Genomic DNA, 20,893 nt, shown 5'->3' with positions numbered 1-20,893 from the left:
CGGCGTGTCTTCAGACAGCGCCTGGCCGCGGGCTGCCGGGCAGGCGCCAGGTCCAGTTCAGGCTGACCGCCGCGGCGGCCAGGAAGATCAACGCCACGCCCGCGATCTGTGTGGCGTCCATCCGGTGCCCATACACCACGAAGTCCAGCAGGATGGCAACGGCCGGATAGATGAAGCTCAGGGCGGCGGTGGAGGTGGTGGGCAGCTTTTGGATGGCCGAATACATCAGGATGTACATCAGGCAGGTATGGATCAGGCCCAGTGCGACCAGATAGCCCCACTGCACGGGCTGGGCCGGCAGGGCGTTGAAATCGGCCATGGGCAGCAGCATGACGGCGCCCAGCGTCACCTGCACCAGCGCCAGTACCTGGGGCGGGATGCCCTTCAGGCGCTTGACGATGACGGCGGTGATGCCATAAAGCGCGGCCGCGCCCAGGCCCAGCATCAGGCCCGACAGATAGGCACTGCCGCCCGCCGCGCTGGTGTCTCCCAGGCGCAGCACCAGCAGCAGTCCGGCGAACGCCACGACCGACCAGGCCAGCTTGCCGCGCGACGGGCGTTCGCCCAGGAACAGCACGCCCAGGCCGATCAGGAAGAAGGGCTGCACGTTGTAGACGGCGGTGGCCAGTGAAATGGAAGCCAGGCGATAGGCGGAGAACAGCAGTACCCAGTTCAGCACCAGCGCCGCGCCCGCGCCGAGCGCCAGGGCCAGCGTCCGGGCGGTGAACAGGCCGGGCTTGAGCAGCCCGCGCGCCCAGCAATACAGAAACAGCGACAGGGCGCCGAAGACACAGCGGAAGAAGACGACGTTCCAGGCGCTCTGGCCGGATTCCAGCACGAACACGCCGAGCGTGCCCGAGAGGGTCATGGCTGCCGCCATTTGCGCCAGGCCGACGCGTTCAGTCGAGGGGATCATGATGGTTCTCCGGAGGCCGTTCGGGCCACGATGTGCGATGGAGAAATTATCCCAGGCGGATCAACCTGCTTATATGATGTTGTCGTGGCAGTTTCATCGTCCAACCTTCTTTTGGGTGGAATTTATGCAAAACGACCTAAAGATTGAAAGCCCCGTTCTGGACGGTATCGATCGCCGTCTGGTGGAGACCCTGTCGGCCAATGCCCGCACCACGACGGCCGACCTGGCCCGGCAGGTGGGCATGTCGGCGCCCAGCGTGGCGGACCGCCTGCGGCGGCTGGAGGAGTCCGGCGTGATCCGTGCCTACACGCTGGACGTGGACCCGGTGGCCCTGGGCTATGCATTGGAGGCCATCGTGCGCATCCGGCCCTTGCCCGGGCAGTTGCGCCACGTGGAGGGGCTGATCCAGGGAATATCGGAATTCGTGGAGTGCGACAAGGTGACGGGCGACGACTGCTTCATCGCCCGCATGGTGCTCAGGTCGATTTCGCACCTGGACGGCATCCTGGAGCGCGTGACCGAGTACGCCGAGACGAACACGTCCATCGTCAAGGCGCACACGGTGCGCCGCCGGTTGCCGCCGCTGCGCTAGACGGGGGCCGATAGCGCCTTGACGATGTCGTCCCGGATGCTGGCGGGCGTGTCGGTGGGCGCGTAGCGCTTGATGACCTGGCCGTCGCGGCCCACCAGGAACTTGGTGAAGTTCCACTTGATGCCTTCGGTGCCGAACACGCCGGGCTTCTCGCCCTTGAGCCACTGGTACAGCGGATGGGCGTCGGCGCCATTGACGTTGATCTTGGCGTACAGCGGGAAGGTGATGTCGTACTGGGTGCTGCAGAAGTCGCGGATGGCGGCCTCGTCGCCGGGTTCCTGGTGGCCGAACTGGTCGCACGGGAACCCCAGCACGGTCAGGCCGTCGTCGTGAAACGAGCGGTAGAGCTCTTCAAGGCCCGAGTACTGGGGCGTGAAGCCGCACTTGGAGGCCACGTTGACCACCAGCAGCACGCGGCCGCGATAGGTGTCCAGGGGGTGTTCCGCGCCGTCGATGCCGCGGGCGGAGAAATCATGGATCGTGCTCATGCGGGTTCCTCGGGATCAGGCGTGCGAACGCCGGGGCATGGGTGCGCGGGATAGCCCTGCGAGTGTAGCGCCGGCGGACCCGCTGGCCCTAGCTGAAGCGTCGATGGACGCCTTGCGGCGGGTAGCCGCCCTGGCGTGCGGCGGGCACACGCGCTAGACCAGCTTCAGGTCGACCGGCGTCACGCCGGGAAACACCTGCGCCAGCCGCGCCTGATCCAGTCCGTACAGGCGCGAGAACAGGCCGGCAAACACGGCGCGGTATTCGTTCAGCACAGGGTAGTCGCGGTCCTGGAACAGGGTGTCCTGCCTGACGTCGGTCTGCCGCCCCGCGATGCGTCCGCCGTGGACATTACCGCCCAACACCCAATAGACCGTGCCGTGCCCGTGGTCGGTGCCCTTGTTGCCGTTTTCGCGGAAGGTGCGGCCGAACTCGCTGATCACCACCACGGTGGTCTGCTTCCAGGCCGGGCCCATTTCGTCGGCGTAGGCGGCCAGGGCGCGCCCGAGCTGACCCAGCCGGTTCGACAGCAGGCCGCGGGCACCGCCTTGTCCGACATGGGTGTCCCATCCGCCCACGTCGACAAAACCGAGGTTGTAGCGGTCGCTCATGAAGCGGGCGATGCGCCGCGCTTCCTGCTCCAGCTTGTCCGCCGACACGGCGTTGCCGCTGGCCGCCTTCATCTCGGCTTCGAGGTCTTCGCGCGCAGCGCCCATGATGCGCTGGCCCTCGGCGACCGAGGCGTCCAGGTCGGTGTCCTGATACATGGACGCGATGACGCGGTTGGTGTCCTGGTTCAGGCGGGACTTGCGGGTGGCGCCGCCCAGGTCGATGTTGGGCACGCGCGTGCCGCCGCGGAATATCTGCGGCACGTCGGAGGTGAAGGCGGCGGGCTGCGCGCCGTTCAGCGCGGCGGACAGGCGGTTGAGAAAGCCCGAACGGTAGTCGCCGTCCTTGCCGGCCCCCTGGCCCAGTTCGATGCGATTCTGCGTGGCGAAGTGGCTGCGGCTGGCGTCGTCGGTGCCGGCGAACGGCACGAAGGCCAGTTCCCCCCGCCGATAGAAGGGCAGCAGGCTTTGCGCAAGGGCCGGGTGCAGGGCCCAGCCATCGGCAAGCGGCAGCGCGGCATCGGCGCCGCTGCCCGGCCGGGCGATGGCGATGTTGGGCCGCGATTCGTAATAGAAGTCGCTGCTGGTGGGCACCAGCAGGCTGGCGGCGTCGTAGGCGCCGCGCATGAACACGACCAGCAGGCGGTTGGACGAGGCGGCGGGCGCCGCGTAGAGGCGGCTTGCGCCGAACGCGAGGGGAGCGCTGGCCATCAGTTGTAGCAGTTGGCGGCGGTGCATGGTGGTTTCTCCGTCGGCGGGCAAGGGTGGGCAGGCCCTAGCGCCGCATGAATTCGGGCGAGGCCAGCAGGTACGTGTTGGCGTCGCGGGGCGACCTGGCTTGTTCGATGGCTTGCCGCGTCGCGCTGGACAGGCCGGCGAACAGGCCATTGCCCGCATTCGCCTGGTACAGGTCCGGCAGCGCGGGCAGATCCACCGGGCCCTTGTCGTCGCCTTCGCGGTAAAAGCCCTGGGGCGCGGCGGCGATGCCGCGGGCGGTCTCGAAGCGCGCGGTCATCTGCCCGGACCCCGACCAATCCGACCGCGCCTGCGGATAGCCATCGGGCGTGAGGCGCTGGTTCAGCGGCTGCCCAAGCTGCCTGAGCATGTTCATGCCGGGCCGGGTGTTGACGATGGCCGGCAGGTCCGCGTACGCCAGCCGCAGCGAGGAATAGACGTAATGCACGGGGTCCTTGAACACGCCGGTCTTGAGCGACTGCGCGAATTCCGGCGACGCATACAGGGTCTGCAGCGTGGCGGCGATGTCGCCGTCCTTGGCCAGGAACGTCTTTGCCATGCGGTCGATCAGCGCGGGGGCGGGCGCGTCGCCGACGAAGTAGGCGGCGAGCTTGGCGCTGATGAAGCGCGCGGTGGCGGGATGCCTGGCCAGTAGGTCCACGGCCGCGTCCACTTCGGCCAGGCCGGCGCCCTTGATGTTGCGCCCCAGGAAGACCTTGTCGCCGTAGTCGTGACGGGCGGGGTTGAACAGGAACAACCCGTCCTGCACCAGTTGGCCGCGCAGTTCGGCTTTGACCTTCGGAAGCTCATCCTTGTTGTGAATGCCCAGGCCCGTCAGGATGCGTGCCAATTCCTGGACGTCCTTCTGTGTGTAGCCGCCCTTGACGCCCAGCGTATGCAGCTCCATCAGCTCGCGGGCGTAGTTCTCGTTGATGCGGCCGGCGGCATTCTGCGTGTTGTCCAGGTAGACCAGCATGGCCGGCGAGCGCAGCGTGGCCGCGAGCAGGTCGCGGAACTTGCCCAGCGCGTGCGGCCGGATGGCTTGCTCTTCGTACTGGTCGATGTAGGTGCCGATGTCGTTCTTGGCGGCATACACATTGAAGTGATTCATCCAGAACCACGTCATCTGTTCCTGCAACTGGTTGGGGGAATAGAGCGCGCGCCAGAACGCCCGGCTGGCGGTGTCGTCGGCGCGCTGCCGCGAAATCAGCCGCGCTTCGCGCTGGATCTTCTGGCGGGCGGCGGGGGCGTCGTCCTTTGCCCGTTCGCGCATGCCGCGCTGCACGGCCAGGGCATCCTGCGAGGGCTGGCGCGAGATCGACAGCGCGTCGATGCGCGCCTGCACGTCGCCGGGAAGCCTGGCCTTCGGGTCGGGATGAAGCTGCGCCTGCAGGTAGCGCTCGGCGCCCAGTTCCTGCATGCGGCTGAGCTCGGCGGTTGTCGCGCCCCAGGTGATCCGGTTCACCAGGGCGGCGTCGGCGGCGCGGGCGGCGTCTTCCTGCTGGGCGTGGACGCTGGCGGCCAAGGGCAGCAACAGCAGCGCCGCCATACGGTGGAGGAACAGGCGCGGATACGGCATGGGGCGTGTACCTTCAGGGTTGGAAAGGCGTGTGACAGGATAAACGCGCCGGCATTCCCGATCAGGCGCGCCTTGCAACGCAAGGAAACGGATCGTTTTAGAACTGCGCCCGGCCCCAGTGCGCGCGGGGGCATTCCGGCCGCCGCGGCGCGGCCGTCCTATCATGCGTTATTGCTGGTTGCGCCAGAGGCGAAAGGAGCCCGACGATGGAAGGAATGACCGAGCGCCTGGAGGCGATGCTGGCCAAGGGCACGGACAACATGCTGTTGCGATTTTCGCTGGGCAAGGCGTATGCCGAACAGGCGTGCTTCCGCGAAGCCGAAATCCACCTGCGCGCCGCGCTGGCGTTCGACCCTGCCTATTCCGTGGCGTGGAAATGGCTGGGCAAGGCCTGCCTGGGGCTGGGCGACAAGGACGGCGCGCGCGCCGCCTGGGAGTCGGGTCTGCAGGCGGCCCACGCCAGGGGCGACCAGCAGGTGGTGAAGGAACTGCAGGTGTTCATCAAGCGCCTGGACAAGGAAGCGGCTGCGGGCACGTGACGGCGCGGGGCCGCGCGGCGGCTCCCGGCCCGCGGCCGACGGCTATGCGGCCCGGTTGCGCAGCAGCGGCCGCGGCGCCTGGGCGGCCGCGATCAGGCCCGCGGGCGCGGCCACGGGCGTAGCGAGCGGCGCAGCTACGGGCGCGGCTTTGTCCAGCACCGTCTGGTTGCCAGCGACCCGGAACACTTCGATCGCATGACGCAGTTGCGCGCCGCGCGTGCGCAGGCTGTCCACGGCCTGCGAGGCCTGTTCGACGCGCGCGGCGTTGCGCTGCGCGGCATTGTCCGTGTCCGAAATCGTCCGGCTCACGTTGTCGATGCCGGTGTGCTGCTCGGTCGAGGTGACGGCGATCTCGTTGATGATCCGCGTCACCTGCTGCACCGATTCCACGATGTCCCGCATGCTTTCGCCGGCGCGCTCCACGTGCCGCACGCCGTCGCTGACGCGTTCGTTGGACGCTTCGATCAACGCCTTGATCTCGCGGGCCGCGGTGGCGCTCTTTTGCGCCAGGCTGCGCACCTCGGTTGCCACCACGGCGAAGCCCTTGCCTGCCTCGCCGGCGCGGGCGGCCTCAACAGCGGCGTTCAGCGCCAGGATGTTGGTCTGGAAGGCGATGCCGTCGATCAGGCCCACCACCTCGGAAATGCGGGAGGAGCTTTGCACGATGCCCTGCATGGCCTGCGCGGCTTCGTGCATGACGACGCCGCCGCGCGTGGCGGCTTCTGAAGCCTGGCTGGCCATGGCGTCCGCGCCATGCGCATGGGCGGCGTTCTGTTTCACGGTGGCGGCCAATTGCTCCATGCTGGCCGCGGCCTCTTCCAGCGACGCGGCCTGCCGCTCCGTGTGCGCGGACAGGTCGGCGTTCCCGTCGGCGATCCTGGCGGCCGAATGCAAGGTGCTTTCAATGCCGTCGTGGACATCGCGCGTGATGCTGACCAGGCTTTTGCGCATGACCTCGAGCGAGAATTTCAGCGCCCCGATTTCGTCGCGTATGGCACCCGGCGGCAATGGGGTGCTCAGGTTGCCCGCGGCGACCTGCCGCGTGAAGTCGGTGGCCGTCACCAGCAGCCCGGCGATGGATCGGGCAAAGCCCCATCCCGACGCGAAGATCAGGATGACGCCGCCCGCGACCACGCCGGCCGCGATGGCGAGTTCCTGGGTGCTCATGCGGTCGAACATGCCGTAGAGGGCGACCCCCGCCGCGCCCAGGAACAACGAGGACGCGAGCACGGCCCAGGCCAGCATGCGCGAACGCACGCCAGTCAAACGCCATACTTTCAGGCGCGCCAGCACGCCGCGCAGGCCGGTGGGCCTGGCCTGTCCACGGCTGAGCCGGATGCCCTGCGCCGTGCCGTCGCGGAGCCCCGCGTACAGATGCCGCGCGGACTCGATCTGCGCGTGCGTCGGCTTGACGCGCACCGAGGCATAGCAGACGGTCTCGCCGCGTTCCACGATGGGCGTGACATTGGCCAGCACCCAATAAAAGCCGCCGTCCTTGCGGCGGTTCTTAACCACGCCGGTCCAGGATTCGCCGCGCTGAATGGTGCGCCACAGGTCTTCGAACGCGGCCTCGGGCATGTCGGGATGGCGCACGATATTGTGGGCCGCGCCCACCAGTTCCTCGCGGGAAAAGCCGCTGACTTCGACGAACGCCGGATTGGCGTAGATGATGCGGCCGCGCGCGTCCGTGCGAGAAATCAGGTACTGCTCGTCGCGCAGCGTGTATTCCTTGTCATGTACCGGTTGATTGTTGCGCATGCGTCTTTCGTCCTGTGATGGGCGTGTTGCAGCCGGATCATCCGGGACGGGCACGGCGATGACGTTGATTTACATCAAGATACGGGGAGGTCAGGCGGCGGGCAGGTTGCCGAACGCTTCCAGTGCCCGCAGCCGGCTTTGCGCCAGATCGACGATGGACAGCGGATAGCCGGCGGCCGCGCGTTCCATGGGGCTTGGATCGTGGATGGCCCGGTCATCCAGGTGCGCCAGTTCCGGCAGCCATTCACGCAGGAACACGCCGCGCGGATCGAACCTGCGCGATTGCGAAAGCGGATTGAAGACGCGGAAGTACGGCACGGCATCCGCGCCGGTGGAGGCGCTCCATTGCCAGCCGCCGTTGTTGGCGGCCAGATCGCCGTCCACCAGTTGCGACATGAACCAGGCCTCGCCCCGCCGCCAGTCGATCAGCAGATTCTTGGACAGGAACATCGCGGTCACCATGCGCAGCCGGTTGTGCATCCAGCCCAGCGCCAGCAACTGGCGCATGGCGGCGTCCACGATGGGAATGCCGGTCTGGCCCTGCTGCCAGGCGAGCAGGTCGCTGGGCGAGTCGCGCCAGGGCACGGCGGCGGTCTCCGGTTTCATGGGCTGGTGCATGGACAAGGACGGATAGGCGGCCAGCAGGTGCTGGTAGAACTCGCGCCACAGCAGTTCGTTGATCCACGTGGCGGCCCCCGCGCGGCCGCTGTCCAGTTCGCCGTGATTGGCCGCCAGCGCGGCGCGCAGGGCCTGGCCTGGCGACAGCACGCCTGCCGCCAGATAGGGCGACAGGCAACTGGTGGCGGGCAGGGATGGAAAATCGCGTTCGTCCTTGTAGGCGTCGATGGCGCTGTCGGCGAAGGCGGCCAGGCGGTCGCTGGCCGCGGCTTCGCCCGCGGGCCAGAGCGCGCGCACGGCATCGGAGGGCGCGTCGAAGCCGTCAAAGGCCTGGGGCAGGGGATCGGCCGGCCAGGACGGCGGCGTTTGCGCGCGCGGCGCGGGGATGGCGCGGACCGGCGCCGTGCGCAGGCGTTCGCGGCAAGTGCGGGCGTAGGGCGTGTAGACACGATAGCAGTCGCCCTTGCCCGTGAGCACGCTGCCAGGACGCAGCAGCGATGCGCCATGGTGCACGGTCCAGTCCACGCCGATGGCTTGCAGGCTGGCCGCGACGGCGGCGTCGCGGCGGCGTTCGTTGACGGCCCACTCGGCGTTGGCATGAACCTGCGCGATCGCGTGCGCCTGGCAGAACCCGGCGATGGCGGCAGGGGCTTCGCTCCAGTCATGCACGGTCAACAGCTTCATGGGAATGCCTGCTTGAGCCAGGCCGCGGGATAGCTCGCGCAGGTTGCGCAGCCAGAAATCCACCTTGGCGGGCGCGTCGCCGTGCTGACGCCATTGCCCCGGGGCAGCCAGGAAAAGCGCGGTGACCGTGCCGGCTTCGGCGGCCGCGGCCAAGGCGGCGTTGTCGTGCATGCGCAGGTCGGTGCGCAACCAGAGCAACGTGTTCATGGGGGAGCTCCAGGGGCAGGGTAATGGCGTGCGGGGCGGCCGGTAGAGGGTGGATTCTATCCCGAGCCGAGAGCGCCGCCCCGTGGCCGCAAGGCCTGGAAGACGATGTAAAAACTACGAGTAGATGTGTCCGCGCGCCGCGCACGGCGCGCGGCATTGGCCCGGGCGAAGGGCAGAGGCGGGCGGGCTGGCGGGAGTTCGCGCCGGTCAAACCATGAAACACGCTGGCGCGCCGCGCGTATTGACGCGGCTTGAGCCCCGCCTTGTAATGCAATAAACGATGAGAGCAGACAAAACGCTATGGGAAATCTGATGGACTTTCGCCCGTCCTTTCTGAGGGGACGCACACCCGCCGGCAAGACGTCCCGCGATGTTTTGCAGAATCTCTGGCGCTCGGTGGACCTGCCAGAAGAGTCGCTGGAACATGTAGTGCTGACCGGTGCGGACCCTGTTGTTCCTTCGTCCTTCGCCGTGGGCGCGGCGGCGCAGGCCAGCATGGCGGCGGCGGCTTTGGCCGCGGCGGAAATCTGGCACCAGCGCGGCGGCGCAAGGCAGCAGGTCAGCGTAGACATGCTGCACGCGGCTCAGGAATGCCGCAGTCACTTCGCGATCAATGGCGTCACCCCCAATCCGAGGGATCCGATCACCGGGGTCTATCGTTGCGGCGATGGCGGGTGGGTGCGCATCCACGCCAATTTCGCCCACCATCGCGATGGCGCGCTGGCGCTGCTGGGTTGCCCCACGGGCGACGGCGCCACGCGCGACGCGGTGGAGCGCGCGCTGAGCCGCTGGAAGGCGCTGGATTTCGAGCAGGTCGCGGCGGACGCCGGCATGGTGGTATCCGCCATGCGCAGCTTCGACGAATGGGACCGGCACCCGCAGGGCCAGGCGATTGCCGCGCAACCGCTGCTCACTGTCGAGCGCATCGGCGAAGCCGATCCGCGGCCCTTGCCCAAATATGGGCAGGATGCCCGCCCGCTCAAAGACATCCGCGTGCTGGACCTGACGCGCATCATCGCCGGACCCGTTTGCGGCAGGGCGCTGGCCGCTTACGGCGCCGACGTGATGCTGGTCAATTCCCCGCAACTGCCCAATATCGACAACATCATCGACACCAGCCGCGGCAAGCTGTCGGTGCTGGCCGACCTGGACACGGCCGACGGCCGCATCGCGCTGGGCAATCTGCTGCGCAGCGCCCATGTGTTCGTGCAGGGCTACCGTCCCGGCGGGCTGTCCGCGCTGGGCTTCGGGCCGCTCGACGCCGCGCGGATCCGGCCCGGCATCGTCTACGTGTCCCTGTCCGCCTATGGCAACGTGGGGCCCTGGTCCAATCGCCGGGGCTTCGATTCCCTGGTGCAGACGGCAAGCGGCTTCAATCATGCGGAGGCCCTGGCGGCAGGCCAGGAGGCGCCCAAGGAGCTGCCGATGCAGATCCTGGATCATGCCTCCGGCTATCTGATGGCTTTCGGGGCGCAAGTGGCCTTGGCGCGCCAGGCGACCGAAGGCGGAAGCTGGCATGTGCGGGTGTCCCTGGCGCAGACCGCGCAATGGCTGCGCAACCTGGGCCGGGTGGATGGCGGGCTTGCCTGTCCGATGCCCGGCTTCGACGGCTTGCTGGAAACGGTGCCGTCGGGTTTTGGCGAACTGGTCGCGTTGCGCCACGCCGCCCGGTTTTCAGAAACTCCGGCCCGCTGGACGCGTCCGTCCAGCCCGCCCGGCACGCATCCCACGGTCTGGCCTTTCAACTAGGGCCTGTTCATATCCCAAATAGCCTCGCCCAGGCCCCCGCCAATGGCGCTGGGGCCTGGCCGGGGCTTATTGCTTGGCCTTCCACGCGCGCAACGCGCGCATCGTGTTGGCCACGTGCGACTCGGGGCTCATGTCCGTGAACTCATACAGGATCTTGCCTTCCGGCGAGATCACGTAGGACACGCGCTGCGCGTATTCGGGGCGCTTGTCGTGCACGGCGTCATACGCTTTCATGATCTTGCCGTCGCCGTCCGCCGCGACGGCGAACTTGTTGCGGCATTCGCTGACCGAGAACTTGTTCAGCGTGTCGATGTTGTCCGTCGATACGCCGATGACGGTGGCGCCCAGCGACTTGTATTCGTCGGTGGCTTCGGCGAAGTTGTGCGCTTCGATCGTGCAGCCCTGCGTGAACGCGGCCGGAAAGAAGTACAGCACCACCGGACCCTGCTTGAGCGCCTCGTTCAGCTTGAAGGTGAAGACGTTCCCGCCCAGGGAGGCCTGCGCGTTGAAGTCCGGCGCGGGGGCGCCCACGTTTAGCGCGGCCTGCGCCGACGGGCCGGCTAGTACGCCGCATAGCAGTAACCACGGGGCAAGGCGCTTCATTGGAATCTCCTGGAGTCGGGACGCCGCGTGGGAACGCCGCGGCAGGGGGTTACTGTAGCCGCGCGGATGGCGCGGGTCCAGTTCAGTCGCGGCCATTGCCGTTGCCGCGAGACTGATCGCGCTGCTGTTGCTGACGGTTCTGCTGATCGCGTTGTTGCTGCTGCTGCTGTTGCTGCTGCTGCTGCTGCTGCTGCTGATCGCGCTGCTGCCGGTCGCGGGCCTGTTGCTGGGATTGCTGGTCGCGCTGCTGTTGCTGACGCGCCTGCTGATCGCGCTGCTGGCGGTCGTGGGCCTGCTGCTGGGATTGCTGGTCGCGCTGCTGTTGCTGACGCGCCTGCTGATCGCGCTGCTGCCGGTCGCGGGCCTGCTGCTGGGATTGCTGGTCGCGCTGCTGTTGCTGGCGCGTCTGCTGCTCGTGCTGCTGCCTGTCACGGGCCTGCTGCCGGGCTTGCTCGTCGCGCTGCCGTTGCTGGCGCGCCTGCTGATCGCGCTGCCCCTGATCGCGGGCCTGTTGCTGGGTCTGCTGGTCGCGTTGCAGTTGCTCGCGGGCCTCTTGATCGCGCCTTTCCTGCTGGCGGGCCCGTTGCTGGACCTGCGGATCGTTTTGCTGCGGCTGGCGTGCTGGCTGGCCCTGCGTGCGCTGCTCGCGGGCCCGCTGCTGGGCTTGCTGGTCGCGCTGCAGTTGCTCACGCTCTTGTTGGTCGCGCGCTTCTTGCTGGCGGTTCTGCTGCTGCGCCAGCTGCTCGCGAGCCTGGGGCGGGGCATTGCGCGGCCGGCTGTCCCGTTCGTCCCGTCCGTTTCCCGGACCCTTGTCCCGGCCGTCGCCGGGCCGTCCGCGGTCATCCGGATGATCGACATACGCTTGCGGCGGGCGGCCCTTGTTGTGGTCATAGAACTGCGCGCGATTCTTGCCCGCGTCGCGCACGTATCCGCGCTGCACGTCGGTGGGCGGGGCGTGGCGGTCGTTGCGCGCGGCAAGCTCGCGCGGATCGGCCTTGCGCCGGATGCCCGACGGGCCACCGTGGTAGCTGACGCGCCGATTGTCCTTGTTGCTGACCACGACCGTGTGGTTGTAGACGTAGTTCACGCGCGTGACGTTCACGTTGGTGACGGACCGGTTGTAGTAGAAGCGGTCCCGCTTCCAGTAGCCGCCGACGTAGCCCAGGCCCGTGTAGCCAAAACCATAGTTGATGCCCCCATAGAAACCCACATGGGGCCCCCAGTACCCGGCATTCCACAGGTACAGGCCGTCGGTATAGCCCCAGTAGCCGGGCGTCCAGAGCGCGCCCGCATACGGGGCCAGCACCCACGCGCCGGGCACCCAGAAAAAGCCGTAGCGGTTACGGCTCCAGTAGCCCGGCACCCACAGGTAGCCGTCGCCTGGGGCCGGCGGCTGTACGTAGACCGGCAGGGCCGGGGGCGGCTCGGGGCTGCGGTCCACCAGCGCCAGGTTGGCGTTGGCGGGGTCGCCATTGTCGTAGGCGGGATCGTAGGAAGGCGCGGCGGACGGGGGCGGCGGCGCATAAGTCTGCGCGGCGGCGCCCGCGCTGGCCGCCAGGAGGACTGCGGCGGCCAGCGGCCGCATGCGGGCGATCTGGATGGAAGGGGTCATGGGGTTTCCTGGACGCAACGGGTGCGCGGATCAGTACCCGCGATAGTAGTAATGCGGCGCGGGATACGCCGGGTAGTAGTAGTAATGCGGCGTGTAGTAAACCGGCGCGGGGCGGTAGTACGCCGGCCGCGCCGGCACCACCACGCATCCGGTCAGGCTGCTTGCCACCGCCAGCATCATCAACAGACTCTTCTTCATCAGACGGCTCCTGCCAGGCGCCGGGCGTGTATCACGCCCTTGTCGCGCTCTTAGGAATTAGGCCACAGCGGACGGCGTGAGTTCGGGACTGTAATCGTTCCGAAACAGCTTTCGCGTGACCGATGTTTGCGCCTGCGTGACTGTCGATGTCGTTCGTATCAATGTCTGCGGAAATGCAAAGGGGCCGCCTGAGCGACCCCCTTGTCCCGCTTGCCGCCGAGGCTTCAGTTCCAGCGGCCGCCGTTGCCGGACAGGCTGAAACGGCCCGCGCCCATAAAGGCGATGGCCAGGCCCGCGAACAGGAACATGCCTTGCAGTTCCAGCGCCCACCCGCCTTGGTTGTTGAGGCTGCTGATCTGGCCGCTATGCGCAAGCAGAATCGCGACGACCATGTTGATGGCGATCAGGATGCCGCCCAGGCGCGTATAGACGCCGATGATCAGCAGGACGGGGGCGATGATTTCCCCGACGTAGGCGCCATAGGCCAGAAAGCCGGGCAGGCCGTGCGAAGACAGCATGCCGCTGATGCCACCGACACCGCCGGTCACTTTGGCCAGGCCGTGTAGCAGAATCAGGATACCGAGGGTCAGGCGCAGGATCAGCTTGCCGGTGTCATCGGACTTGATCATGGTGAGTTTCTCTTGTGATGGTTAAGGGGGCAGTGCGCGGTTGGAGCGCAAGGCGTGCCGTTGGTTCCGCGCACGGCGGCGTCCCGCCTGGGATGCCGCCAGTGTGAACTGGCGGCGCCATTATGGCAAAACCCGGGCAAAACCAACAAGCTTTCCATCGATACCGCAACAATCCGCCGCCAAACAGCTGCCGGACGGCGGGTCGGTCAGAACTCTTCCAGGAAGCGCATGCGGAAGCGGCGCCCCTTGATATTGCTGTTGGACACGCGCGAAAACGCCTGCTTGGCGATCTGGCGGTCCAGGGCCACGTAGGAGTTGAACTCGGTGATGTTGATCTTGCCGACCTGCTCGAAAGTCAGGCCGCCGTCGCCGGTCAGGGCGCCCAGCAGGTCGCCGGGCCGCAGCTTGTCTTTCTTGCCGCCCTGGATGCACAGGGTGATCATCGGCGCGCGCAGCGGGCGGTCGGCCTTGGGCCGCAGCGATTTGAGGTCGGCCCATTTCAGCGGCGAGCCCTGGTACTGCTCGATCAGGTTGGCCCAGCGCATCTCGTCGGGGGAACACAGGCTGAGCGCCAGCCCCTTCTGGTCGCCGCGGCCGCTGCGGCCGATGCGATGCACGTGGACCTCGGTGTCCTTGGTCACGTCCACGTTGATCACGGCGCCCAGGTTCTGGATGTCCAGGCCGCGCGCGGCAACGTCGGTGGCGACCAGCACGGCGCAGCTCTGGTTGGCGAACTGGATCAGGATCTCGTCGCGTTCGCGCTGTTCCAGGTCGCCGTTCAGCGCCTGGGCGCTGATGCCTTCGGCCTGCAGGCGCTCGACCAGATCATGGCTGCGAACCTTGGTATTGCAGAACGCCAGCGTGGAGACCGGACGGAAGTGGGCCAGCAGCTTGGCCACGGCATCCAGCCGTTCGCCTTCGCCGATTTCGTAGAAAAACTGTTCGATGCGGCTGGAATCATGCTGCGCCTCGACCTTGACCTCGGCGGGGTTGCGCAGGAAACGGGCACTGAGCTTGCGGATGTTGTCGGGGTAGGTGGCCGAGAACAGCAGGGTCTGGCGCTTGGCCGGGCAGTGCGAGGCAATGGCGACGATGTCGTCATAAAAGCCCATGTCCACCATGCGGTCGGCTTCGTCCAGCACCAGCGTGTTCAGGCCGGACAGATCCAGGCTGCCGCGCTCCAGGTGGTCCTGGATACGGCCGGGCGTGCCCACCACCAGATGCGCGCCGCGCGCCAGCGATTCCGCCTGCGGACGGGCGGCGGCGCCGCCGCACAGCGTCAGGATCTTGACGTTGGGGATCAGGCGCGCCAGCCGGCGCAGTTCCTGCGCCACCTGGTCGGCCAGCTCGCGGGTGGGGCACACCAGCAGCGCCTGCGGCGCAAGGCGATTGACGTCCAGGTTCTGAAGCACGCCCAGGCCGAACGCCGCGGTCTTGCCGCTGCCGGTCTTGGCTTGCGCGATCAGATCGCGGCCCTCCAGGATGAGCGGCAGGCTTTGCGCCTGGATGGGCGTCATCTGTTCGAAACCCAGGCTTTGCAGGTTGTCGAGGAGAGCGGGCAGAAGGGGCAGGGAGGAGAAGGGCGCGTTGGTCACAATAGGGCGGATCGCAAAAACCGCTAAAAGGCTGAGTCGAGCGACAGTGTAAGGCCTGGGATGGGGTTGGAGCGCCGGCGCAAGGCCAGGCAGCACGGCTTTATCGAAGTCCGGAGAAAAGCGTGGCCATTGGCGTCTGACGGGGTTCTTTGCGAACGCTTACATTGCTGTTACGAGTGGTCGTCTAGGATTCGGGGACATACACCACGGACACAACCATGAAAACCAACCCCTGTGATGCCCCCGAATCGGCCCCGAACAAGCGCCGCTGGCCCTTTGGATACGCCGAAGAATAACTAGCGCTCCGCCTCGTAAGTCCCCGCGAGCGCTCTCGCCGCCTCCTGCATGCGCGGCAACCACGCCCGCGCGCCATCGATGGACAGCCGCGCCACCGGCGCATGCAAGGCCACCGCCGCAATGGCGCGGGAGCCGTGCAGGATCGGAACGGCCATGCAGACGATGCCCAGCAGGAATTCCTCTCGGTCGAAGCTGGCGCCTTCTTTTTTGATGACACGCAGCTCCTGTTCCAGCGCCGCCACGTCGCACAGCGTGTTGGGCGTGTAGCGCGGCAGGGGGGCGGCGGCCAGCAGGCGTTCGCGCGGTTCGCGGCGCATGTGCGCCAGGAAGAGCTTGCCGCTGGCCGAGCAGTGCAGGGGCACGCGCGAGCCGGATTGCAGGTTCACCCGCAGCGGCCAGGCGGTTTCCACGCGGTCCAGGTAGATGACCTCGTCGCCGTCGAGCATGGTGCAGTTGCAGGTTTCGCCGATTTCATCGACCAGGCTGTCGAGGATGCGGTGGCGTTCGCCCCGCAGCGGCGAATTGAGCAGGGTGTCGCGGGCCAGGGCGCTCAGGCGCGGCCCGCTGACATAGCTTTTGCCGGCTGGCTCGCGCAGCAGCATGCCGGCGTCCACCAGGCGCGACAGGATGCGCAGCACCGACGGTTTGGGCAGGCCGGTGGCTTCGGTCAGCGCGGCCAGCGATACCGGCTGGCCGGAGCGGGCCACCTGTTCCAGCAGGGTCAGCGCGCGCAGCGCGGCGGAGGATTCGTCTTTCATCTTTCAATATTTGAAGATTCGGCTGACGGCTCCCCATCCTCGCACAGAATTTGCAGAAAATGAAACGCCGTGGGGTGGGAAGCTTGGGTTTTCTGGCGCAGTATCGGAGCACACCGGCCAATAAAGCAATCCGACGAGCGCCGGCCCGCCAGGAGAGAGACCATGAGCAGCAAGCAACACATGACCCCCAGCGAAGCGTTTGTCGAGACGCTGGTCGCGCAGGGCGTCAAGGATGTTTTCGGCATCGTCGGTTCGGCCTTCATGGATGCGCTGGACCTGTTTCCCGCGGCCGGCATCCGCTTTGTGCCGACGGTGCACGAGCAGGGCGCGGCGCACATGGCCGACGGCTATTCGCGCGTGACCGGCAGGCATGGCGTGTGCATTGCGCAGAACGGGCCCGGTATCACCAATTTCGTGACCGGCGTGGCCGCCGCCTATTGGGCGCACAGCCCGGTCGTGGCGATCACACCCGAGACCGGCACGTCCGGCATGGGCCTGGGCGGCTTCCAGGAAACCGAGCAGTTGCCCATCTTTTCGCGCATCACCAAATACCAGGCCCACGTGAACCGGCCGGACCGCATGGCGGAATTCACGGCCAAGGCGTTCGACAATGCGATGGCCGAGCGCGGGCCGTCGCAGCTCAACATTCCGCGCGACTATTTCTATGGCGAGATCGACGTGGCCATCCCGGAGCCGCGCCGGATCCGCCGCGGGCCGGGGTCCGAAGAGGATCTGGAAGCGGCGGCGCGCCTGCTGGCGGACGCCAAGTTCCCGGTCATCGTGGCGGGCGGCGGCGTGCTGTTTTCGGACGGCCAGGCCGAATGCGTGGCGCTGGCCGAACTGCTGGGCGCGCCCGTGGTGACCAGCTATCTGCACAACGACGCGTTCCCGGCCAGCCATCCGCTGTGGTGCGGCCCGCTGGGCTACCAGGGGGCCAAGGCGGGCATGAAGCTGCTGTCGCAGGCCGACGTGGTGCTGGCGCTGGGCACGCGGCTGGGCCCCTTCGGCACCTTGCCGCAGCACGGGCTGGACTACTGGCCGCAGAACGCCCGCATCATCCAGGTGGACGCAGACCACCGCATGCTGGGCCTGGTGCGTCCGGTGTCGGTGGGCATCTGCGGCGACGCCAAGCCCGCCGCCGCCGCGCTGACGGCCCGGCTGCAGGCGCGCGAGGTCGCCTGCGTCCGCACGAAGGAGGGGCGCGCGGGCGAGATCGCGGCGCAGAAGGCCGAATGGGAAAAGGAACTGGACGAGTGGTCGCATGAACGCGACGACTGGAGCCTGGACATCATCGAACACAGCGGCGGGCGCATGCACCCGCGCCGCATGCTGCGCGAGCTGGAGCGCGCGATGCCCAAGCACGTCATGGTGTCGACCGACATCGGCAACATCTGCTCGGTGTCCAACAGCTACCTGCGCTTCGACGAACCCAATTCCATGCTGGCCGCGATGAGCTTCGGCAATTGCGGCTACGCGCTGCCGGCGTTGATTGGGGCCAAGCTGGGCAGACCCGACCGCCCGGCCGTGGCGTATGTGGGCGACGGCGCGTGGTGCATGAGCTTCCAGGAGCTGCTGACCTGCGTGCGCGAGCAGATACCCGTGACCGCGGTGGTGTTCCACAACGGCCAATGGGGCGCCGAGAAAAAGAACCAGGTCGATTTCTACGGCCGGCGCTTCGTGGGCAGCAACCTGAGGAACCCGGGCTTTGCCGATCTGGCGCGCGCCATGGGTGCGGAGGGCATACGCGTGGAGCATGCCGATCAGGTCGGCGCGGCCTTGCAGGCGGCTTGCCAGGCGCAGCTGGAAGGCAAGACCACCGTGCTGGAAATGATGGTCAGCCAGGAGTTGGGCGATCCGTTCCGCCGCGACGCGCTCAAGCAGCCGGTGCGCTTCCTGGACAAGTACCGGAACCATGTGAACCAGCCGTTCAAGGCCGGCGAGGTGCCGCTGCCGATCGAGCCGGTCGGACGCTGACCGGCGCGCCCGGCGCGGACAGGGGATGAAGAAGCCCTTGCCCGCGCCGGCCAATTTGCGGACGGCCGGCATGCCGGCGGCAGGAGCGAGACCATGGCATTCGATCGTTTGTTCGAGCCGCTGCGCGTGGCCGCGCTGGCGGCGGGGCGTTTGCGCACGGCGGTGGCGTATCCCCTGTGTTCCACCAGCCTGCGCGCCGCCGCCCAGGCCAGCGAGGCGGGCTATATCGAACCCGTGCTGGTCGGGCCGTCGGCCAGGCTGGCGGCGCTGATGGCGCAGGAAGGGATGCGGCCGGGGTCGATGGAGATCGTCGACACCCCGGACGACGAACTGTTGGCGGCGCGCGCCGCAGCCGCCCTGGCGCGGGACGGCGCGGTGCGCATGCTGATGAAGGGCAGCCTGCACACCGACCACTTCATGTCGGCGGTGGTGGCGCGCGAATCCGGCTTGCGCACGGGCCGGCGCATCAGCCACGCCTTCGTCATGGCGGTGGCCGCGTATCCCAAGCTGTTCATCCTGACGGATGCCGCCGTCAACATCGCGCCCACGCTGCAGGAAAAGGCCGACATTGCGCAGAACGCCATCGACCTGGCGCGCGCGCTTGGCGTCGAACGGCCGAAGGTGGCCGTGTTGTGCGCGACCGAATCGGTCAACCCGGCCATGCCCGCCACGCTGGATGCGGCGGCGCTGTCCAAGATGGCCGACCGGCAGCAGATCCGAGGCGGCGAGATCGACGGCCCGCTGGCCTTCGACAACGCCATCTCGCGCGAGGCCGCGGACCAGAAGGGCATCGTGTCGCGCGTGGCGGGCGATGCGGACATCCTGCTGACGCCCGATATCGAGGCCGGCAACATGCTCTACAAGGAGCTCGCCTGGCTCGCGGGCGCGGGTACGGCGGGGCTGGTGCTGGGCACCCGCGTGCCCGTGCTGCTGACCAGCCGGTCCGATTCCATGGACGCGCGCGTCAATAGCTGCGCGGTGGCGGTGCTGTACGCGCGCGCGCTCGCGGGCTGAACGGCTCCCGCCGCCTGGCACCAGCAAGTCCGGCGGTTTGGTACTAAGGCTGGACCCGGGGGGTAGCTACGCTAGGGTCTGTCCGCACTGAAAAGAGCCTTGCACAGGCCCGGCGTAACCATCCCGTGAATGGTTCGCGCCACAACATCAAGGGGTAGAACATGCGCAGCGCAAGATTTGGCCTGGCCACGATTCTGTCGATGTTTGCGATGGCGGGGGGCGCCCTGGCGGCGGATCCGCCCAAGACGGGCGGCACGCTGGTGATCGGTTCGACGCAGGTCCCGCGGCATCTGAATGGCGCGGTGCAATCGGGCATCGCGACCGCGCTGCCCAGTTCGCAGCTTTTTGCCAGCCCGCTGCGGTACGACGCGGACTGGAAGCCGCATCCCTACCTGGCCGAGTCGTGGGAGCTTGCACCCGACGGCAAGTCGCTGACGCTGCACTTGCGCGGCGACGCGGTGTTCCACGACGGCAAGCCGGTGACGTCCGAGGACGTGGCGTTTTCCATCATGGCGGTCAAGCAGAACCATCCGTTCCAGACCATGTTCGCGCCCGTCGAGCGGGTCGACACGCCGGACGCCCGCACCGCGATACTGCGCATGAGCAAGCCGCATCCGGCGATCCTGCTGGCGTTGTCGCCGGCCTTGATGCCCGTGTTGCCCAAGCACATCTATGGCGACGGGCAGGACTTGAAGAACCATCCCCGCAACACCGCCAACGTGGTGGGATCGGGTCCGTTCGTGTTCAAGGAGTTCAAGCCCGGGCAGGAGGTCGTGCTGGAGCGCTTCGACAAGTTCTTTCTGCCGGGCAAGCCCTATCTGGACCGCGTCGTGGTGAAGATCAATCCGGACGCGACCAACCTGCTGATCGGACTGGAGCGCGGCGATATCGGCGTGCTGCCGTACATGACCGAGCCCACCATCCTGCGCCGCGCCAAGGACAACCCGGCCATCGTCATGACCAGCAAGGGCTACGAGGGCATCGGCGCGCTGAGCTGGCTGGCGTTCAACACCGCGCGCAAGCCGCTGGACGACGTGCGGGTGCGCCAGGCGATCGCCTATGCGACGGACAAGGGTTTCATCACGAAGGCGCTGAACGCGGGGTTTGCCGCGCCGGCGTTCGGTCCGATCGTCGGCACCAGCCCGTTTGCCACCCAGGACCTGAAGAAGTATCCGCTGGATTTGAAGAAGTCCGAGCAATTGCTGGAAGAGGCCGGGTTCAAGAAGGACGGCAAGGGCGAACGCCTGACGCTCACGGTGGACTACATGCCGGGCAGCGATGTGCAGGGAAAGAACGTGGCGGAATACCTGCGCAGCCAGCTGAAAAAGGTGGGCATCGCCGTGCAGGTGCGGGCGTCGCCCGACTTCCCGACCTGGGCCAAGCGCATCGCCAGCCATGACTTCGACATCACTACCGATATCGTCTTCAACTGGGGCGACCCTGTCATTGGCGTGCACCGCACCTATCTGTCGAGCAATATCCGCGACATCATCTGGACCAATACGCAATCCTATAAGAACCCCAAGGTCGACGCGCTGCTGGAGCAGGCGGGCGTGGAGACCGACGTGGAGAAGCGCCGCGCGCTGTATGCCGAATTCCAGCGCCTGGTCACCGAAGACGTTCCCATCGATTTCCTGACGGTCATCCCGTACCACACGCTGTCGTCCAAGAAGGTGCACGGGCTGCCGGCGGGAATATGGGGCCTGCTGTCGCCGCTGGACGAGACCTACCTGCAGTAGCGG

The 20,893-nt window shown here is 67.4% G+C and carries 18 protein-coding genes; 6 read left to right on the top strand and 12 right to left on the bottom strand.

Annotation, left to right across the window (positions count from 1 at the left end; all coding sequences use genetic code 11):
- Window positions 1-10: 10 nt before the first annotated feature.
- Entirely contained in the window at window positions 11-916 is a 906-nt protein-coding gene (locus ASE30_RS28205) for a DMT family transporter (RefSeq protein WP_057287576.1), read from the bottom strand.
- 124 nt (window positions 917-1,040) lie between these two features.
- Here ASE30_RS28205 and ASE30_RS28200 point away from each other — a divergent pair, with 124 nt between their 5' ends.
- Entirely contained in the window at window positions 1,041-1,508 is a 468-nt protein-coding gene (locus ASE30_RS28200; protein WP_057287605.1) for an Lrp/AsnC family transcriptional regulator, read from the top strand.
- Here ASE30_RS28200 and ASE30_RS28195 read toward each other — a convergent pair.
- The 3 genes from ASE30_RS28195 to ASE30_RS28185 all read right to left on the bottom strand — a co-directional run bounded on the left by ASE30_RS28195 (window position 1,505) and on the right by ASE30_RS28185 (window position 4,916).
- Complete coding sequence (locus tag ASE30_RS28195; RefSeq protein ID WP_057287575.1) at window positions 1,505-1,996, bottom strand: glutathione peroxidase; 492 nt, start codon at window positions 1,994-1,996, stop codon at window positions 1,505-1,507. The two genes, ASE30_RS28200 and ASE30_RS28195, sit on opposite strands and share 4 nt — an antisense overlap.
- A gap of 153 nt (window positions 1,997-2,149) precedes the next feature.
- Window positions 2,150-3,340 (bottom strand): DUF1501 domain-containing protein, encoded by a 1,191-nt coding sequence (locus ASE30_RS28190; protein WP_057287574.1) that lies wholly within the window; start codon window positions 3,338-3,340, stop codon window positions 2,150-2,152.
- A gap of 37 nt (window positions 3,341-3,377) precedes the next feature.
- On the bottom strand, window positions 3,378-4,916 hold the full coding sequence (locus tag ASE30_RS28185; RefSeq protein ID WP_057287573.1) for a DUF1800 domain-containing protein: 1,539 nt from the start codon (window positions 4,914-4,916) through the stop codon (window positions 3,378-3,380).
- A 206-nt stretch (window positions 4,917-5,122) separates the two neighbouring features.
- Here ASE30_RS28185 and ASE30_RS28180 point away from each other — a divergent pair, with 206 nt between their 5' ends.
- Entirely contained in the window at window positions 5,123-5,455 is a 333-nt protein-coding gene (locus ASE30_RS28180) for a hypothetical protein (RefSeq protein ID WP_082601774.1), read from the top strand.
- A gap of 42 nt (window positions 5,456-5,497) precedes the next feature.
- On the opposite strand, the gene ASE30_RS28175 is transcribed toward ASE30_RS28180, so the two are convergent.
- Together ASE30_RS28175 and phrB are read right to left on the bottom strand one after the other, a co-directional pair.
- Window positions 5,498-7,213 (bottom strand): PAS domain-containing methyl-accepting chemotaxis protein, encoded by a 1,716-nt coding sequence (locus ASE30_RS28175; RefSeq protein ID WP_057287572.1) that lies wholly within the window; start codon window positions 7,211-7,213, stop codon window positions 5,498-5,500.
- A 90-nt stretch (window positions 7,214-7,303) separates the two neighbouring features.
- Complete coding sequence (gene phrB, locus ASE30_RS28170) at window positions 7,304-8,722, bottom strand: deoxyribodipyrimidine photo-lyase (protein ID WP_057287571.1); 1,419 nt, start codon at window positions 8,720-8,722, stop codon at window positions 7,304-7,306.
- Between the two features lie 300 nt (window positions 8,723-9,022).
- On the opposite strand from phrB, the gene ASE30_RS28165 reads away from it, so the two are divergent.
- Window positions 9,023-10,471, top strand: a complete 1,449-nt coding sequence (locus tag ASE30_RS28165; protein WP_057287570.1) for a CoA transferase — start codon at window positions 9,023-9,025, stop codon at window positions 10,469-10,471.
- A gap of 66 nt (window positions 10,472-10,537) precedes the next feature.
- On the opposite strand, the gene ASE30_RS28160 is transcribed toward ASE30_RS28165, so the two are convergent.
- From ASE30_RS28160 to ASE30_RS28140, 6 genes are all read right to left on the bottom strand, one after another.
- Window positions 10,538-11,074, bottom strand: coding sequence for a peroxiredoxin (locus ASE30_RS28160; RefSeq protein ID WP_057287569.1), 537 nt, complete (start codon window positions 11,072-11,074; stop codon window positions 10,538-10,540).
- A gap of 82 nt (window positions 11,075-11,156) precedes the next feature.
- A complete protein-coding gene (locus tag ASE30_RS28155) occupies window positions 11,157-12,686 on the bottom strand; it encodes a YXWGXW repeat-containing protein (RefSeq protein WP_057287568.1) in 1,530 nt (509 codons plus the stop codon).
- Between the two features lie 30 nt (window positions 12,687-12,716).
- Window positions 12,717-12,884 carry a hypothetical protein gene (locus ASE30_RS29320; RefSeq protein ID WP_200964495.1) on the bottom strand — a complete coding sequence of 56 codons (168 nt, stop codon included), beginning with the start codon at window positions 12,882-12,884 and terminating at the stop codon, window positions 12,717-12,719.
- Between the two features lie 224 nt (window positions 12,885-13,108).
- Complete coding sequence (locus ASE30_RS28150) at window positions 13,109-13,513, bottom strand: DoxX family protein (protein WP_057287567.1); 405 nt, start codon at window positions 13,511-13,513, stop codon at window positions 13,109-13,111.
- Between the two features lie 206 nt (window positions 13,514-13,719).
- Window positions 13,720-15,108, bottom strand: a complete 1,389-nt coding sequence (gene dbpA / locus ASE30_RS28145; protein ID WP_057287566.1) for an ATP-dependent RNA helicase DbpA — start codon at window positions 15,106-15,108, stop codon at window positions 13,720-13,722.
- Between the two features lie 296 nt (window positions 15,109-15,404).
- On the bottom strand, window positions 15,405-16,163 hold the full coding sequence (locus ASE30_RS28140; protein WP_057287565.1) for an IclR family transcriptional regulator: 759 nt from the start codon (window positions 16,161-16,163) through the stop codon (window positions 15,405-15,407).
- Window positions 16,164-16,325: 162 nt separating this feature from the next.
- On the opposite strand from ASE30_RS28140, the gene xsc reads away from it, so the two are divergent.
- The 3 genes from xsc to ASE30_RS28125 all read left to right on the top strand — a co-directional run bounded on the left by xsc (window position 16,326) and on the right by ASE30_RS28125 (window position 20,890).
- The gene (gene xsc / locus ASE30_RS28135; RefSeq protein ID WP_057287564.1) at window positions 16,326-18,137 is read left to right on the top strand and encodes a sulfoacetaldehyde acetyltransferase; all 1,812 of its coding nucleotides are present in this window, start codon (window positions 16,326-16,328) and stop codon (window positions 18,135-18,137) included.
- Window positions 18,138-18,230: 93 nt separating this feature from the next.
- Window positions 18,231-19,151, top strand: a complete 921-nt coding sequence (locus ASE30_RS28130; protein ID WP_057287563.1) for a bifunctional enoyl-CoA hydratase/phosphate acetyltransferase — start codon at window positions 18,231-18,233, stop codon at window positions 19,149-19,151.
- A gap of 161 nt (window positions 19,152-19,312) precedes the next feature.
- A complete protein-coding gene (locus tag ASE30_RS28125) occupies window positions 19,313-20,890 on the top strand; it encodes an ABC transporter substrate-binding protein (protein WP_057287562.1) in 1,578 nt (525 codons plus the stop codon).
- Window positions 20,891-20,893: the final 3 nt, after the last annotated feature.

Source organism: Achromobacter sp. Root83, assembly GCF_001428845.1.
GTDB lineage: Bacteria > Pseudomonadota > Gammaproteobacteria > Burkholderiales > Burkholderiaceae_B > Achromobacter.
The sequence above is the reverse complement of the archived record's forward strand: the minus strand, read 5'-3'. Positions and strand labels throughout refer to the sequence as shown.

What these genes read in the sequence shown, in the direction of transcription:
- ASE30_RS28205 (WP_057287576.1), bottom strand. Translation starts at nt 916, where the DNA reads ATGATCCCCTCGACTGAACGCGTCGGCCTGGCGCAAATGGCGGCAGCC.
- ASE30_RS28200 (WP_057287605.1), top strand. Translation starts at nt 1,041, where the DNA reads ATGCAAAACGACCTAAAGATTGAAAGCCCCGTTCTGGACGGTATCGAT.
- ASE30_RS28195 (WP_057287575.1), bottom strand. Translation starts at nt 1,996, where the DNA reads ATGAGCACGATCCATGATTTCTCCGCCCGCGGCATCGACGGCGCGGAA.
- ASE30_RS28190 (WP_057287574.1), bottom strand. Translation starts at nt 3,340, where the DNA reads ATGCACCGCCGCCAACTGCTACAACTGATGGCCAGCGCTCCCCTCGCG.
- ASE30_RS28185 (WP_057287573.1), bottom strand. Translation starts at nt 4,916, where the DNA reads ATGCCGTATCCGCGCCTGTTCCTCCACCGTATGGCGGCGCTGCTGTTG.
- ASE30_RS28180 (WP_082601774.1), top strand. Translation starts at nt 5,123, where the DNA reads ATGGAAGGAATGACCGAGCGCCTGGAGGCGATGCTGGCCAAGGGCACG.
- ASE30_RS28175 (WP_057287572.1), bottom strand. Translation starts at nt 7,213, where the DNA reads ATGCGCAACAATCAACCGGTACATGACAAGGAATACACGCTGCGCGAC.
- phrB (WP_057287571.1), bottom strand. Translation starts at nt 8,722, where the DNA reads ATGAACACGTTGCTCTGGTTGCGCACCGACCTGCGCATGCACGACAAC.
- ASE30_RS28165 (WP_057287570.1), top strand. Translation starts at nt 9,023, where the DNA reads ATGGGAAATCTGATGGACTTTCGCCCGTCCTTTCTGAGGGGACGCACA.
- ASE30_RS28160 (WP_057287569.1), bottom strand. Translation starts at nt 11,074, where the DNA reads ATGAAGCGCCTTGCCCCGTGGTTACTGCTATGCGGCGTACTAGCCGGC.
- ASE30_RS28155 (WP_057287568.1), bottom strand. Translation starts at nt 12,686, where the DNA reads ATGACCCCTTCCATCCAGATCGCCCGCATGCGGCCGCTGGCCGCCGCA.
- ASE30_RS29320 (WP_200964495.1), bottom strand. Translation starts at nt 12,884, where the DNA reads ATGAAGAAGAGTCTGTTGATGATGCTGGCGGTGGCAAGCAGCCTGACC.
- ASE30_RS28150 (WP_057287567.1), bottom strand. Translation starts at nt 13,513, where the DNA reads ATGATCAAGTCCGATGACACCGGCAAGCTGATCCTGCGCCTGACCCTC.
- ASE30_RS28140 (WP_057287565.1), bottom strand. Translation starts at nt 16,163, where the DNA reads ATGAAAGACGAATCCTCCGCCGCGCTGCGCGCGCTGACCCTGCTGGAA.
- xsc (WP_057287564.1), top strand. Translation starts at nt 16,326, where the DNA reads ATGAGCAGCAAGCAACACATGACCCCCAGCGAAGCGTTTGTCGAGACG.
- ASE30_RS28130 (WP_057287563.1), top strand. Translation starts at nt 18,231, where the DNA reads ATGGCATTCGATCGTTTGTTCGAGCCGCTGCGCGTGGCCGCGCTGGCG.
- ASE30_RS28125 (WP_057287562.1), top strand. Translation starts at nt 19,313, where the DNA reads ATGCGCAGCGCAAGATTTGGCCTGGCCACGATTCTGTCGATGTTTGCG.